Below are 13361 nucleotides of genomic sequence, written 5' to 3' on the forward strand. Positions count from 1 at the left end.
CGCCGGCGACCGGTCCGTGGGCATGCCGATGGCCCGGACGGCGACGCGGGGGAACGTCAGCTGTGCCGGGTGGAGGGAGGGCCCCTGGGGTCCCTCGGGACGTGGGGGCCGCCGGGCGGCGCCCGCTCCCGGCGGGGGTCGCCGGCGAGGAGGCCGCGGAGGGGGAGGGAGAGGTCGAGGGGCGCGGCCGCGGGGGCGGCGGGCACCGCCGGGAACCGCACAGAGTGCTCGACGGCGGCCGGAAGCCCCACGACGGCGGCGGGCGCGAGGTGCGGCTCGGGCGGCGCGAGGTGGTGGGCGGGGGCGGACGCCGGGACAGGGACGGTACGGGGTGCGGAGAGCGGGGCCGCGTGGGCCGCACGGGGTGCGGTCGGGTCCGGGGCGGCGGCCGCCGGCGTGAGGATCAGGGACCAGATCGCGCAGAGCAGCGCGGGGACGAGGGCCGCGAGACGCCGTGCGGAACGTTCCACCGCCCGGCACCTCCCCCGTCCGTGTCGGCCCGCCGTACCGGACCGTCCGGGCTCAGCGTAGACCGGCGGGGAGCGTACCGGGGCACCGGCTCCCGTCCTGAGTACACCGGGGTACGGCGGCTGAGTACGTCCGCCCATGCCGGGGCCGCCCCGGCCCCGCGACGATGACGGGGTCAGCCCGTCGTCCTCGGCTCCAGGGGGCCCGCCCGTGCTCAGCCGCATCGCCGCCCGCGTCGTCCCGTTCTTGGGGCGACTGACCGTCACCACCGACCCGGGGGCGCGTCTCGCGCCCGGCAGCATCCTGGTCGTGAACCACACCTCGCTCGCGGACCCGGCGCTCGTGCTCGCCGCGCTCCGCCGGCGGCTCGCGGTCGAGCCCGTCCTGATGGCCACCTCGGGGCTCTGGCGGGTCCCGGTCCTCGGCCGGGTCCTGACCCGCGAGGGGCACGTGCCCGTGCACCGGGGCACGGCCCACGCGGCGGCGGCCCTCGACCTGGCGGCGGTCGCGCTCGCGTCCGGGCGGCACGTGATGCTGTACGCGGAGGGGCGCATCCCGCCGCGCCGGGACTCCGCCGAGAACCCGCCCGAGGCGTTCCGGACCGGGCTGGCCCGGCTCGCCCTGACCACCGGGGCGCAGGTCGTGCCGATCGGTCAGGCGGGGGCCCGGCGGATCACCTCCGGGGGGCGGGCGAAGCAGCTCGCCGGGGTGCTCACGGCCCCCGTCCGGAGGCCCGGCCTCCACGTCCACATCGGGGCGCCGCTGACGCTGCCCGCCGACGTGACCGAGGCGACGGCCCTCGCGCACGGAGCGGTCACCGAGGCCTGGCGGACGGCGGCCGGGGCCCTGGGGGTGCCTGCCACATGAGCGCGGGAGAAGGAGCGGCGTCCGGTGCGTGCGATCGCAAGGCGCCGGAGTGCCCTCGTGGCGGAGCCACGTGGGTGCTTCGGCAACGCCGCGGGGGGCACCCCCGTGCCCGAAGGGCCACGGGGGAGTGCGTGCCGGGCGCCGCGACGCCGCGGGCACGTGGCAGACACCCCCAGGGGGAGCCGGCGGCCCTGGAGGGAGTCTGCGGGCGGCCCGTCGAGGCGCCGCGGGCGCGGCGGCGCCGGGGCTGAGGCCCCGTCGTACGGTCGGGCCCGGGATCCCGTCGTACCGTCGCGTCCGGGATCCTTCCGTACCGTCCGGCCCCGGGTCAGAAGACGGACAGGCCGGTGATGGTGGTGAACCGGTCGAGGGCGGCGACGCCCGCCACCGAGTTGCCCCGGCTGTCCAGGCCGGGGCTCCAGACGCACAGGGTGCAGCGGCCGGGGACGACCGCGACGACGGCCCCGCCGACGCCGCTCTTGCCGGGGAGGCCGACGCGGTAGGCGAAGTCGCCGGCCGCGTCGTAGGTGCCGCAGGTGAGCATGACGGCGTTGACCTGCTTGGCCTGGCTGCGGGTGAGCAGGCGGGTGCCGTCGGAGCGGAGGCCGTGCCGGGCGAGGAAGCCGGTGGCGAGCGCCAGGTCGGCGCAGGAGGCTTCGAGGGAGCACTGCCGGAAGTACTCGCGCAGCAGGTCGGGGACGGGGCCCGTGATGTTGCCGTAGGAGGCCATGAAGTGGGCGAGGGCCGCGTTGCGGTCGCCGTGGGCGGCCTCGGAGGCGGCCACGTCCGGGTCGAAGGCGAGGTCCGGGTTGCCGCTCTCGGCGCGCAGGAAGGCGAGGAGGCTTCCGGAGGCGTCGCCGGTGAGGCGGTGCAGCCGGTCGGTGACGACTAGGGCGCCGGCGTTGATGAAGGGGTTGCGCGGGATGCCGTTCTCGTACTCCAGCTGGACGAGGGAGTTGAACGGGTCGCCGGAGGGTTCCCGGCCGACGTGGGTCCAGAGGGTGTCGCCCTCTCCGGCGAGGGCGAGCGCGAGGGTGAAGACCTTGGTGACGGACTGGGTGGAGAAGGGGCGCCGCCAGTCCCCCACTCCGTAGACGGTGCCGTCGAGTTCGGCGACGGCCATGCCGAAGTCGGCCGGGTCGCCGGCGGCGAGGGCGGGGATGTAGTCGGCGGGGGTGCCCCGCTCGGCGAGTTCCGCGATCTCCTCGGCGATGCGGTCGAGCACCGGCTGGAAGGAGGTGGTCGTGGTCACGTGCGGGCCCCGGGGCCCCGTCCGGTCTCCTCCTCGGCGGCGGCGAGGCCCAGGTCTCCGCCGGGCGGCGGTGCGAAGTAGCGGGCGACGTCCGTGTCCGTGACCGCTTCGAGGGCGGCGGGGGTCCAGTGCGGGTCTCGGTCCTTGTCGACGACCTGGGCGCGGATGCCCTCGACGAGGTCGGGGGTGGTCAGGGCGGCGCAGGAGGCGCGGTACTCCAGGTCCAGGACCTCCTCCAGGGTGGCGAGGGTACGGGAGCGGCGGAGGACGGTCAGGGTGGCCTTGAGGGCGGTCGGGGACTTCGCGAGGAGGGTGGCGGCCGTCTCCTTGGCGGCGGGGAGACCGGTGTCGAAGAGGCGCTCGACGATCTCCTCGACGGTCGGGGCGGCGTAGCAGGCGTCGATCCACTCCCGCTGCCCGGCGAGGACGCCGGCCGGGGGCTCGGCGGCGTGGCGTGCGAGGGCCTCGTCGGCGGGCAGCCGCGCCAGGTCGTCGGCCAGGGCGGGGAGTTCGGCGGCGGGGACGTACCGGTCGGCGAGGCCGGTGAGGAGCGCGTCGGCGGCGCCGACGGGGCTGCCGGTGAGGGCGAGGTGGGTGCCGAGTTCGCCGGGGGCGCGCCCGAGGAGGTACGTGCCGCCGACGTCGGGCACGAACCCGATCCCGGTCTCGGGCATGGCGACCCCGGAGCGTTCGGTGACGACGCGGTGGGAGCCGTGGGCGGAGACTCCGACGCCGCCGCCCATGACGATGCCGTCCATGAGGGCCACGTACGGCTTGGGGTAGCGGGCGATCCGGGCGTTCAGCCGGTACTCGTCCCGCCAGAAGGCGGCGGAGGCGGTCCCGCCGGCGCGGGCGTCCTCGTGGATGGCCCGGATGTCGCCCCCGGCGCACAGGCCGCGCTCGCCCGATCCTTGGATCACGACCGTCTCCACGGCCGGGTCGTGCTCCCAGGCGGTCAGGGCCTCGTCGATGCGGAGCACCATCGCGTGGGTGAGCGCGTTGAGCGCCTTCGGACGGTTCAGGGTGACGAACCCGGCGCGGCCCTCCGTCCGGAGGAGTACGTCGGTGGTTCCGGTCGGCACGGTCGCTCGGTCCCTTCGGGCGGTACGGCTCGCTGTCCCGGCCACCGTACCGGGGCGCGTGCGACCGCCGCCCCGGGGGAGCCGGGGCGGCGGTCGGGGACCTCAGGCCGGGAGCAGGTCCTGGGGGACGCGGACCTGGCGCGGGGCGGACATGCGGAGTTCGACGATGTCGCGGACGGTGGGCCACTCGTCGTCGAGGACCGAGTAGAAGGCCGTGTCGCGGACGGCGCCGTCGAGGCCGCGGGAGTGGGCGCGCCGGACGCCCTCGCAGGTCGCGCCGAGGCGTTCGATCGCGATCCTGGAGCGGGTGTTGCGGGCGTCGGCGCGCAGGGTGATGCGCCGGACCCCCCAGACCTCGAAGGCGTGCCGGAACATGAGGTACTTGGCCTCGGTGTTGATGCCGGTGCCCCGGGCGGCTCCCGCGATCCAGGTGTTGCCGATCTCGGCGGCGTCCGGGACGGCGGTCAGCGGATCGCCGTGGGGCATGCCGGGGACCGGCGGCCAGACCAGCGGGCCCCGCCAGTAGTCGAGTTCGAGGAAGCGGGTGGAGCCGACGACCCGTTCGTCGGCCGTACCGACCACGGCGAAGGGCAGGCAGCGGCCCGCCGCCTGGTCCGCGAGGGCGCGGGCGATGTAGTCGAGGGCCGATTCGAGGCCGTCGGGCACGGGGGTGAAGGCGTAGGCCGATCGGTCCGCCCCGCCGGCCCGGGCGAGGGCTTCGGCGTGCCGCATCGCCAGCGGCTCCAGGCGCACGGAGCGCCCGGTCAGGAGAACAGGTACTGGCACGGAACCTCGGGTCTTTCACGGGCAGGGGAGGCTACCGTCGCGGAGGGTCCGCGGCGGTGGCTGGAGGGAGGTTCTCGCCGGTGCCGACCATGTCGTGAGAACGACGAATGAGCAGGTGAGAGCGGTTCGTCACCGGTGCGAGGAGGACAGTATGCAGCCCCGGCCGCCCGGAGAACAGAACCCCGGACGAACCCGCGTACACGGGTGGGTGAAGCCTCTCGCGCGCCCCGGACGCGCCGGTCTCACGCAACGGACGGGGCCGCCCGCCAGTCGGACGGCCCGGCCGTTCAGACGCAGGTGGGATGGCCCCAGCCGTCGGGGTTCTTGCTGATGGTCTCGCCCTTGTCGTAGGCCTTGCCGCAGCGGCAGCGGCCCGCGAATCTCGCCTTGAGCGTGCCTCCGGACGGGCGTGTCCGGCGGGCGGAGGAGGCGCCCGCGGCGCCGGTCCGGGAGCCGGAGGGCGCGGAGGAGCGCGAGCGGGGCGCGGAGGCCCGGGCGGGCGCCTCCGGCGGGGGCAGCGGGCTGCCGGAGTCGGAGCTCGCGGCCTCCTGGGTGCGGGCGCTGTGGCTGGCCGCGCGGTCGGCGGCGTCGTTGAGGGGGTCGCCGTCGACCTGGTGCGCGGGGGTGTGGACGAAGTCGACGTCGCGGCCGGTGAGGAGCGCGTCGATGCGGACCACCAGGTCCTTGTTGGCGACGGGGCTGCCGGAGGCGGTCTTCCAGCCCTTGCGGCGCCAGCCGGGCAGCCAGGTCGTGACGGCCTTCATGGCGTACTGCGAGTCCATGCGGACCTCGACGGGCACGTCGGGGTCGAGGACCTCCAGGAGCCTTTCCAGGGCCGTGAGTTCGGCCACGTTGTTGGTCGCCCGGCCGAGCGGGCCCGCCTCCCAGCGGTCGACCGACCCGTCGGCCCGGCCGATGACCCATGCCCAGGCCGCGGGGCCGGGGTTTCCCTTCGACGCGCCGTCGCACGCCGCGATGATCTTTTCCACCATCCCACGATCCTGACACGGCGCCGGGGGCGGCCGGTGCCGCCCCCGGGCCGCCGGTCAGAAGGCGCCGTAGTTGACCTGCCAGGTGGGCAGGCCCATGCGGCGCCAGAGGGCCACGACGCGGTCGCGGTCGTCGAGGGAGACACGGACGGCGTAGCGGTGGCGCACGTGGGCGTCGAAGAGCTCCGCCTTGACCAGGTCGTCGCCCCGGCCGTCGCCGGAGGCCCGCATCCACAGCTCGTCGTACGGCACCTCGTGGCGGGCGAGCCACTCCTCGGTGAGGGCCCGGTGGTCCTCGCTGCGTCCGGAGAGGAGGACGATCCGGTCGCGCTCGGCGCCCCGGAAGGCCCGCAGGGCGTCGCGGACGGAGATGTTGAGGGCGTCGCGGTCGCAGCGGGAGAAGTCGTACGGGCCGCGGTCCACGCGCAGGGCGAGGGTGCCGTCGATGTCGCACATGACGGCGGTGGGGAGCGCCGGGTCCGCGACGTAGGGCTCGACGGCCGGGCGGTCGTTGAACCAGTCGGCGGTGAGGCGCCAGCCGCCCCGGGTGGCCTTGGCGTGCTTGTCGGCGAGGATGCGGATGATCTCCTCGCCGACGGGCCGCTCGCGGGCGGCGTCGCGGCGGACGCACTCCTCGACGGGCACGCCGGTGAAGTCGTGGACGGCGAAGGTGACGTCCAGGCCCGCGACGGCGGCCTTGAGCCGCTTGGGGATGTGCGGGGTCAGGTGGGTGTTGTCGACGACGACGTCGAAGCCGCCGTCGACGGCCGCGCGGACGGCGGCGTCCTGGACGGCGAGGACGGTCTGCTCGTGGGTGTGCGAGCGGCCGCGCTCCGGGTCGGGCAGGTCGAGCATGGCGCGCAGGTCGTCGAGGTTGACGCGGCGCACGCGGCCCTCGGCGTCGGCCTGGAGGGCGCGGGCGGCCGTGGTCTTTCCCGAGGCGGGGAGGCCGGTCATGACGTGAACGACGGGCACGGTCAGTTCTCCTGGTCGTGGGCGAAGGGGTCGGTGGCCTCGGGGCGGACCTGCCGCCAGACGAGGAGGTCGGTCGGACGCCCGTCGAGGCGCTGGAAGAGGGCGCCGCGCAGGGCCTTGTCGGGCAGCCCGGCGGCGGCACGGGCGAAGGCGGCCCGGTCGCCGGCGAGGTGGGCCAGGCGGGCGTACGCCTCGTCCACGGCCCGCTCGCGCTCGGCGGCGGCCGCCTCCAGGCCGGCGATCACCCCGCGCACCCACTGGTCGAACTCGTCGGGGACCTGTTCGAGGAGGGCGTCGAGGGGCTTGCCGCCGGAGGCCTCGACGTCGGCGACGGAGCAGCCGAGGCCCTTGGCGACCTGGCCGGCGGGCAGGCCGGCGAAGCGCTGGATGCCGTGGCCGCGCCAGATGTCCCGCTCGGTGACGCCGGTGAGCACCTTGTGGAGGCGGACGTACTCGCTGAGCTTGGCCTTGGCGCGCAGCCCGGAGGCGAAGCGCAGCACGAAGCCCTCGGCGTCGGTGCCGGTGGCCCGGTGGCCGCCCGGCAGGGTGTTGGACTCGGTGAGGGCGACGAGTTCGTCGAGGGTGGCGACGGACCAGGTGCGGACGACGCTGCCGAGGGGCGCCCAGGAGGCGGCGGCCTCGGCGAGGGGCACCTCGGCGCCGTCCGGGCCGAAGGCGGCGAGCAGGACGAGGTCGCGGCGCTCGCCGTAGTTCACGACGATCCGGTTGCCCGGGTAGAGCATCTCGGCGAGGTAGGTGGTGCCGGGCACCAGGCCCGTGGTGTCGGCTGCGTCGAGGCGGCGCTGCGCCCAGACGGCCTGGGAGCTGGTGAAGGAGCCCTTGGAGGCGGCGTGCCAGCGGCCGGCGTAGTGGAAGACCACGGCGAGGCTGCCGTCGACCTTGTCGTACACCTCGAAGGGCTCGTCGGGCAGCGGGGGCGCGTAGGGGCTGCCGGTGGCGTGCTCGGCGAGGTTGAAGAACTTGGGGAGGGGCAGTCCGACGATCCGCCCGGTGGTGTCGTCGGCGACGAGGCCGCGGCAGCGCAGGGTGGCCCGGTTCCAGTGCTGGGCGTACTGGCACGCGCGCGTGTACGTGTAGATCGACAGCGGCAGCTCGGGGTGCGGTTTCCGCGTCACGTGGCCCTCGGCGAGGGCGGCGGTGAGCTCGTCGGGCGTCATCAGGTCGTGCAGAGTCAGGGTGTCCTGGCTCATGGGGTCCCCTCCCGTGGTGTTCGATGATCCATTCTCGGACGGAAGGGACACGGAGAACAGTGATTATCGGATCGGGGGGCGTCCGTCGGGGTGACGACCGGGCTCCCGGGCCCGGTCGTGTCGGCGGCGCCCCGTAGACTCGCCGTCGCCCTGTCGGTGACGGACGCCGGCGCAGACGAAGGAAGCGAGCCCCATGAACCACTCGGACGGCACGGCACCGATCTATGCCGAGCTCATACGGGAACGGGGGGATGTTCCCGGTGACGTCCGCCAGACCGCGGAGGAGGTCCTGCGGGACCTGAGCCGGGTCATCCAGGTTCCGCCGCAGGGCGCTCCCGCGCCGCACCCCGGGGCCGGTGCCCCGATGGGTCCCGGCGGTCCCATGGGTCCGGGGGCTCCGATGGGCCCGGGCGGTCCCGGTGGCGCCGGCGGCCCGATGGGCGTCACGGGCCCCATGGGCATCGTGGGCCAGGCCGCGGGCGCGGTCGTCGCGCACCGGCCGCAGCGGTAGCGGCTCCCCGGCCGCAGGACCTCCCCGGCGACGACGGCTCCCCCCTCCTTCCCCTCCGGACCGGGGCGTTGTCAGTGCCGTGCGCCATGCTGCCTCCCGGGACGGCCCGTACCACGAGGGGGCGGGCCGCGCACGGCGACCAGGGGACGACGACATGGCCGAGGTTCTGCTCTTCCACCACGCGCTCGGGCTGACGGAGGGCGTCCGCGCGTTCGCCGGCGTGCTGCGGCGCGCCGGGCACACGGTCCACGTGCCCGATCTGTACGAGGGGCGCGTGTTCGAGGACCTGGAGGCCGGGTCCGCCCACGCCCAGGAGATCGGTTTCGGCACGCTCGTGGAGCGCGGCGAGCGGGCGGCCGAGGGCCTGCCGGAAGGCCTCGTGTACGCCGGTTTCTCGCTCGGCGTGCTGCCCGCGCAGAAGCTGGCGCAGACCCGGCCCGGGGCGCGCGGCGCCCTGCTGTTCAGCGCCTGTGTGCCGGTGGACGCCTTCGGCGGGGCCTGGCCGGAGGGCGTGCCCGCGCAGGTGCACGGGATGGACGCGGACCCGTACTTCGCCGGCGAGGGGGACCTGGAGGCGGCGCGCGAGCTGGTGGCGGGCGCGGCGGACCGCAGGCTCTTCCTGTACCCGGGGACCGCGCACCTGTTCGCGGAGCCCGGCGCGCCGTCCCACGTGCCGGAGGCGGCGGCGCTGTGCGCCGAGCGGGCGCTGTGCCTCCTGGGCGGCGTCAGGCCCTGAGCCCCGGCCGGTGCCTTCCCCTCACGGCGTGAACCGGCGGACGTAGCGGCGCTGCCAGGGGGTCTCCACGGCGTGCCGGTCGTAGTGGCGGCGCACGTACGCGACCGCCTCCCCGGCCGGGACCCCGTCGAGGACGGCGAGGACCGCCAGGGCCGTGCCGGTACGGCCCCGGCCGCCGCCGCAGGCGACCTCGACGCGCTCCCCGGCGGCGCGCTCCCGGGCCTCGGCGAGGACGGTACGGGCCGTGTCCCGGTCGGCGGGGAGCCGGAAGTCCGGCCAGCGCAGCCAGACGGACTCCCAGGGCACCTCGGGGGGCGTCCGGCCGAGGAGGTGGACGGCGTACGTCGGGACGGGGCCCTCGGGCAGCGGACGGCGCAGGCCCCGGCCGCGCACCAGGCGCCCGGAGGGCAGTCGCAGGACACCCGGGGCGGACTCGGTCCAGAGCTCGGTCATCGCGCCACCGTAACCGCCGGGGCGCCCCTCCCGCGGCGGGAACGGGATCATCCGTTCGGCCGACCCCGGTGTCGTCCGTCCCGCCACGGGACGGGGGCCGCCCGGCGGACCGTACGGGGGCGGGGCGGACGGAGGATCGGTGCAGGGCGCGGAACCGTCTCCCCCTCGGCCACGATCCGCCGGACAGGCCTCCGGGAGCCGCCCGCGCGGTCGCCGCACCGAGGAGTCCGTCATGCCGAAGTCCCGCCGTCCGTCCCGTGCCGCCCGGACGCTGCTGCCCGGCGCGGTGGCCGCCGTCCTGCTCACGGGGTGCGCCCCGGGCTCCGGGGGAGCGGCCGAGGCGGACCCGTCGGCGTCCGGCAAGGCGAATCCCTCCCCCACGGCCGTGACCCCCTCCCCCGAGAGCGGCGGGCCGGCTCCCGGCACCCTGCTCGTCGCCGACTTCGGCTCCGACACGGTCACCTTCGTGGACCCCGCGCGAGGGGCCGTCGGGTCCGTGGAGGTGGGCACCGCGCCGTACGGTCTGGCGCTCGGCGCCGACGGGCGCGCCTGGGTGGCGACCGCCGAGGGGGTGGCGGTCGTGGACACGGCGGCCCGGGAGCGGCTCGCCCTGATCCCGTACCGGACGGACACCGGGCCCGTGACCACCGGCGAGTACCGGGGCGGCGGGATGGGCATCGCTCTGGCGCCGGACGGGCGTCGGGCGTACGTGGGGGTCAACGTGCCCGGCGGGAACGGCGCCCTGGAGGTGATCGACACGGCGGCGCTGCGGGTCACGGACGCGGTGCCGGTCGGCCGGCGCCCGTTCGACGTGGACGTGTCGGAGGACGGTGCCGAGGTGTACGCGACGAACCACGACTCCTTCGACGTCACGGTCGTCGCGGCGGGGACGCCGGAGGCCCGGCGGGTGGAGGTCGCCCCGTACGGCACGGAGGGCGGGCTCGGCTCCTGGCTCAAGCCGCACTACGCGGCGGTGCGGCCCTCGGACGGGAGGCTGCTGCTTCCGTTCGAGGGCGAGCGGCTGGCCGTGGTGGATCCCCGGACGGGCCGGACGGAGATCGAGCCGATGACCGCGAACACCCATCAGCACGGGGTCGCCGTGACGGCCGACGGGACCCTCCTCGCCGTGGGCACGGGGCCGGTCGACCCGGACGAGGACCGGGGGCCGTCCCTGACGGTGCGCGCGCCGGACGGGAAGGAGCGGGTGTACCCGCTGGAGGGCCCGCACGAGGACGTGGCCGTGTCCCGGGACGGGCGCACGGCCTATGTGACCGGCGGGTTCACCCGGGACGGGTACTGGGACGGCCTGACCGTCGTGGACCTGGAATCGGGCGACACCCGCCGGCTGGCGGCCGGGTCGCGGCCCCTGGGGATCGCGGTCCTCTGACGGGCCGGCGCGGGGCCGGGTGGCGGAGGAGGGCGGTGAGAACGGCCGGAGGGGGTAGCCGAGGGCACGACCGGCGGTGCCGGGGCGCGCCCGGGGCCGGGCGGGCCCCACCCGGAGTCGGCGGCCCCGCCGAAGAGCGATTCATCAGCAATGACGATAAAAAGGATGAACAAGGGGTAGTCGGCAAAAAGTTGCCATGTGGTCGCACCCGACCACAGCCAATGGCTCCTTGCACGCTCCTACGGAAGGGCGGACAGCGTGACGCGACCGAGGATTCTCGTGGTGGGCGCCGGCTTCGCCGGAGTGGCCTGCGTACGGCGGCTCGAACGGCGGCTGGCGGAGCGGGAGGCGGTCATCACGCTCCTTTCGCCGTTCTCGTACCAGCTCTACCTGCCGTTGCTCCCCCAGGTGGCGGCGGGCGTGCTGACCCCGCAGTCGGTCGCCCTGTCGCTGCGGCGCAGCGAACGGCACCGGACCCGGATCGTCCCCGGCGGAGTCGTCGGCGTCGACACGGCGGCGAAGGTCTGCGTGGTGCGGACGATCTCAGGGGAGTACGTGAACGAACCGTACGACCATCTCGTGCTCGCGCCCGGCAGCGTGACCCGGACCTTCGACATCCCGGGCCTCACCGAGCACGCGCGCGGGATGAAGACGCTCGCGGAGGCCGTGTACATCCGCGACCACGTCATCGCCCAGCTGGACCTGGCGGACGCGAGCAACGACGACGCGGAGCGGGCGGCGCGGCTGCAGTTCGTGGTGGTCGGCGGCGGCTACGCCGGCACGGAGACGGCGGCCTGCCTCCAGCTGCTCACCCACAACGCGGTCAAGCGGTATCCGCGGCTCGACCCGGACCTCATCAAGTGGCACCTGGTGGACATCGCGCCGAGGCTCATGCCCGAGCTGGGCGAGAAGCTGGGCAGGGCCGCGATGGACATCCTGACCCGGCGCGGCATCGAGGTGTCGCTCGGAGTGTCGGTCGCCTCGGTGGACGAGAAGACGGTGACGCTCACGGACGGGCGGGTGCTGCCGAGCCGGACCCTCATCTGGACGGCCGGCGTGGCCGCGAGTCCCCTCATCGGGACGCTCGGCACCGAGACGCTCAAGGGCCGGGCCGTCGTCACGCCCGAGATGTGCGTGCCGGGGCTCGACGGGGTGTGGGCGCTCGGGGACGCGGCGGCGGTGCCGGACCTCGCCAAGGGCGAGAAGGGAGCGATCTGCCCGCCGACGGCCCAGCACGCGATGCGGCAGGGCAAGGCGGTCGCCGACAACCTGGTCTCGACGCTGCGCGGCGAGCCGCTGCACCCGTACCGGCACAAGGACCTGGGACTCGTGGTGGATCTGGGCGGGATGGACGGCGTGTCGAAGCCGCTCGGCGTGGAGCTGCACGGGATGCCGGCGCAGGCCGTGGCCCGCGCCTACCACTGGGGCGCGCTGCGGACCAACGTGGCGAAGACCCGGGTGATGACGAACTGGGTGCTCAACGCCCTGGCCGGGGACGACTACGTGCGGACCGGGTTCCTGGCCTCGAAGGCGGGGACGCTGAAGGACTTCGAGTACACCGACGCCTATCTGTCGGCGGATCAGGTGCGCAGCCACACGGCGTCGTTCCGCGGGGCGATCGCGTCCGGCGGGAGCTGAGGGACGGGAGACGACGCCACGGGGCGCCCGGCGGAGAGCCGGGCGCCCCGTGGCGTTCGTGCCGGACGGGCGGTGTCAGCGGGCCAGTTCGGTGGCCGGGCCCATGACGACGACGGGCTCCCGGGCCGGGTCGAGGGCGCGGAGCAGTTCGCGCAGGTCCTCGCGCTCCAGGGTGACGCAGGCCTGGGTGGGGCCGCCGTGGTCGACGTGGATCCAGACGCCGCCGCCCTTCTCGGCGCCGAGGGGACGCTCCTTGTCGAGCGGGCTGCGGCCGGGCACCCGGTTGTAGTCGATGGCGATGACGTGGTCGAAGGAGCCTTCGAGGGGCTCGCCCGCGAAGCCGGTGCCGCTGATCGCGAACTGCTCGTCCCGGTCGTACGGCAGGAGGGCGCCGGGGTCGGGCAGCCGGCCGCCCGCGTCGCCGAGCCGGAAGACCCCGATGGGAGTGCGCAGGTCGCCCGCGGTGTGGTCGGCGGTCCAGCCCCGGAGTGCGTTGTGGGTGGGCCAGGGACCGGCCTGGGCCTTCCAGCCGGTGGCCGGGTCGCGGGAGTAGAGCGTCGCGGTGGACCGGGGGGAGTCGGCGGAGGCGCCGGTGACCACGAGGGCCTGGGAGGTGCCGTCGGGGACGGCGGAGTGGGTGACGGGGCCGATGCCGGGGAGCCGGGTCACGGGGGCCGGGGCGGAGGGCCGGGCCGGTGGGCCCGGGTGGGGGCGGGCGTCGCCGGCGGGCGCGGACGTGGGGGCGGGGGCGGGCGGGGCGGCGGGACTCCCGCAGCCGGTGAGCAGCAGGGCGGCACACAGCGTGCCGGCGCCCAGCAGCGCGGGGGCGCCCTTGCGGACGGACATGGGACGGCATTCCTCCTGACCGGGGGCGGTGCGGCGATCTGACCCGGGGGACAGTGCAGCGATCCGTACCCGTTCGGCGGGCGGGGCTGCCGTCGACCCCGCGCCCTCACCCGTACGGACGCGGCCTCCCGGGGTCCGCGGGCGGGCTCCGAAAGCGGTT

General features: G+C 75.7%; 14 protein-coding genes. 5 read left to right on the plus strand and 9 right to left on the minus strand.

Annotation, left to right across the window (positions count from 1 at the left end; all coding sequences use genetic code 11):
- Window positions 1-56: 56 nt before the first annotated feature.
- Window positions 57-470, minus strand: coding sequence for a hypothetical protein (locus CP977_RS02800; protein ID WP_109186338.1), 414 nt, complete (start codon window positions 468-470; stop codon window positions 57-59).
- A gap of 208 nt (window positions 471-678) precedes the next feature.
- Here CP977_RS02800 and CP977_RS02805 point away from each other — a divergent pair, with 208 nt between their 5' ends.
- Complete coding sequence (locus CP977_RS02805; protein ID WP_152369548.1) at window positions 679-1335, plus strand: lysophospholipid acyltransferase family protein; 657 nt, start codon at window positions 679-681, stop codon at window positions 1333-1335.
- 328 nt (window positions 1336-1663) lie between these two features.
- On the opposite strand, the gene CP977_RS02815 is transcribed toward CP977_RS02805, so the two are convergent.
- From CP977_RS02815 to CP977_RS02840, 6 genes are all read right to left on the minus strand, one after another.
- Window positions 1664-2587, minus strand: a complete 924-nt coding sequence (locus CP977_RS02815; protein ID WP_062757223.1) for a glutaminase — start codon at window positions 2585-2587, stop codon at window positions 1664-1666.
- Window positions 2584-3669: an enoyl-CoA hydratase/isomerase family protein gene (locus CP977_RS02820; RefSeq protein ID WP_062757224.1), complete on the minus strand. Its 1086-nt coding sequence runs from the start codon at window positions 3667-3669 to the stop codon at window positions 2584-2586. The genes CP977_RS02815 and CP977_RS02820 overlap by 4 nt, the downstream gene beginning before the upstream one ends.
- Window positions 3670-3771: 102 nt before the next feature.
- Entirely contained in the window at window positions 3772-4455 is a 684-nt protein-coding gene (locus CP977_RS02825) for a GNAT family N-acetyltransferase (RefSeq protein WP_152369550.1), read from the minus strand.
- A gap of 287 nt (window positions 4456-4742) precedes the next feature.
- Window positions 4743-5447, minus strand: a complete 705-nt coding sequence (locus CP977_RS02830; RefSeq protein WP_062757226.1) for a ribonuclease H family protein — start codon at window positions 5445-5447, stop codon at window positions 4743-4745.
- A gap of 54 nt (window positions 5448-5501) precedes the next feature.
- On the minus strand, window positions 5502-6419 hold the full coding sequence (locus CP977_RS02835; RefSeq protein ID WP_229991496.1) for a phosphatase domain-containing protein: 918 nt from the start codon (window positions 6417-6419) through the stop codon (window positions 5502-5504).
- Between the two features lie 2 nt (window positions 6420-6421).
- The gene (locus tag CP977_RS02840; RefSeq protein WP_062757227.1) at window positions 6422-7630 is read right to left on the minus strand and encodes an RNA ligase; all 1209 of its coding nucleotides are present in this window, start codon (window positions 7628-7630) and stop codon (window positions 6422-6424) included.
- A gap of 193 nt (window positions 7631-7823) precedes the next feature.
- Here CP977_RS02840 and CP977_RS02845 point away from each other — a divergent pair, with 193 nt between their 5' ends.
- Both CP977_RS02845 and CP977_RS02850 read left to right on the plus strand, forming a co-directional pair.
- A complete protein-coding gene (locus CP977_RS02845) occupies window positions 7824-8141 on the plus strand; it encodes a hypothetical protein (RefSeq protein ID WP_062757228.1) in 318 nt (105 codons plus the stop codon).
- 154 nt (window positions 8142-8295) lie between these two features.
- On the plus strand, window positions 8296-8877 hold the full coding sequence (locus tag CP977_RS02850; RefSeq protein WP_062757229.1) for a dienelactone hydrolase family protein: 582 nt from the start codon (window positions 8296-8298) through the stop codon (window positions 8875-8877).
- Window positions 8878-8898: 21 nt separating this feature from the next.
- Here CP977_RS02850 and CP977_RS02855 read toward each other — a convergent pair whose 3' ends face one another.
- Window positions 8899-9330, minus strand: a complete 432-nt coding sequence (locus tag CP977_RS02855) for a protein-tyrosine phosphatase family protein (RefSeq protein ID WP_062759128.1) — start codon at window positions 9328-9330, stop codon at window positions 8899-8901.
- 232 nt (window positions 9331-9562) lie between these two features.
- Here CP977_RS02855 and CP977_RS02860 point away from each other — a divergent pair, with 232 nt between their 5' ends.
- Window positions 9563-10717, plus strand: coding sequence for a YncE family protein (locus CP977_RS02860; protein WP_152369551.1), 1155 nt, complete (start codon window positions 9563-9565; stop codon window positions 10715-10717).
- A gap of 258 nt (window positions 10718-10975) precedes the next feature.
- Window positions 10976-12355: an NAD(P)/FAD-dependent oxidoreductase gene (locus tag CP977_RS02865; RefSeq protein WP_062757231.1), complete on the plus strand. Its 1380-nt coding sequence runs from the start codon at window positions 10976-10978 to the stop codon at window positions 12353-12355.
- A gap of 75 nt (window positions 12356-12430) precedes the next feature.
- Here the strand turns inward: CP977_RS02865 and CP977_RS02870 are convergent, their stop codons facing one another.
- The gene (locus CP977_RS02870; RefSeq protein ID WP_109186345.1) at window positions 12431-13201 is read right to left on the minus strand and encodes a L,D-transpeptidase family protein; all 771 of its coding nucleotides are present in this window, start codon (window positions 13199-13201) and stop codon (window positions 12431-12433) included.
- Window positions 13202-13361 lie beyond the last annotated feature (160 nt).

The organism is Streptomyces cinereoruber (assembly GCF_009299385.1).
Taxonomy (GTDB): domain Bacteria; phylum Actinomycetota; class Actinomycetes; order Streptomycetales; family Streptomycetaceae; genus Streptomyces; species Streptomyces bikiniensis.

Bases quoted from the DNA above. Each gene is read 5' to 3' on its own strand.
- CP977_RS02870 (WP_109186345.1), bottom strand. From the start codon at position 13,201: ATGTCCGTCCGCAAGGGCGCCCCCGCGCTGCTGGGCGCCGGCACGCTG.
- CP977_RS02860 (WP_152369551.1), top strand. From the start codon at position 9,563: ATGCCGAAGTCCCGCCGTCCGTCCCGTGCCGCCCGGACGCTGCTGCCC.
- CP977_RS02855 (WP_062759128.1), bottom strand. From the start codon at position 9,330: ATGACCGAGCTCTGGACCGAGTCCGCCCCGGGTGTCCTGCGACTGCCC.
- CP977_RS02850 (WP_062757229.1), top strand. From the start codon at position 8,296: ATGGCCGAGGTTCTGCTCTTCCACCACGCGCTCGGGCTGACGGAGGGC.
- CP977_RS02830 (WP_062757226.1), bottom strand. From the start codon at position 5,447: ATGGTGGAAAAGATCATCGCGGCGTGCGACGGCGCGTCGAAGGGAAAC.
- CP977_RS02845 (WP_062757228.1), top strand. From the start codon at position 7,824: ATGAACCACTCGGACGGCACGGCACCGATCTATGCCGAGCTCATACGG.
- CP977_RS02840 (WP_062757227.1), bottom strand. From the start codon at position 7,630: ATGAGCCAGGACACCCTGACTCTGCACGACCTGATGACGCCCGACGAG.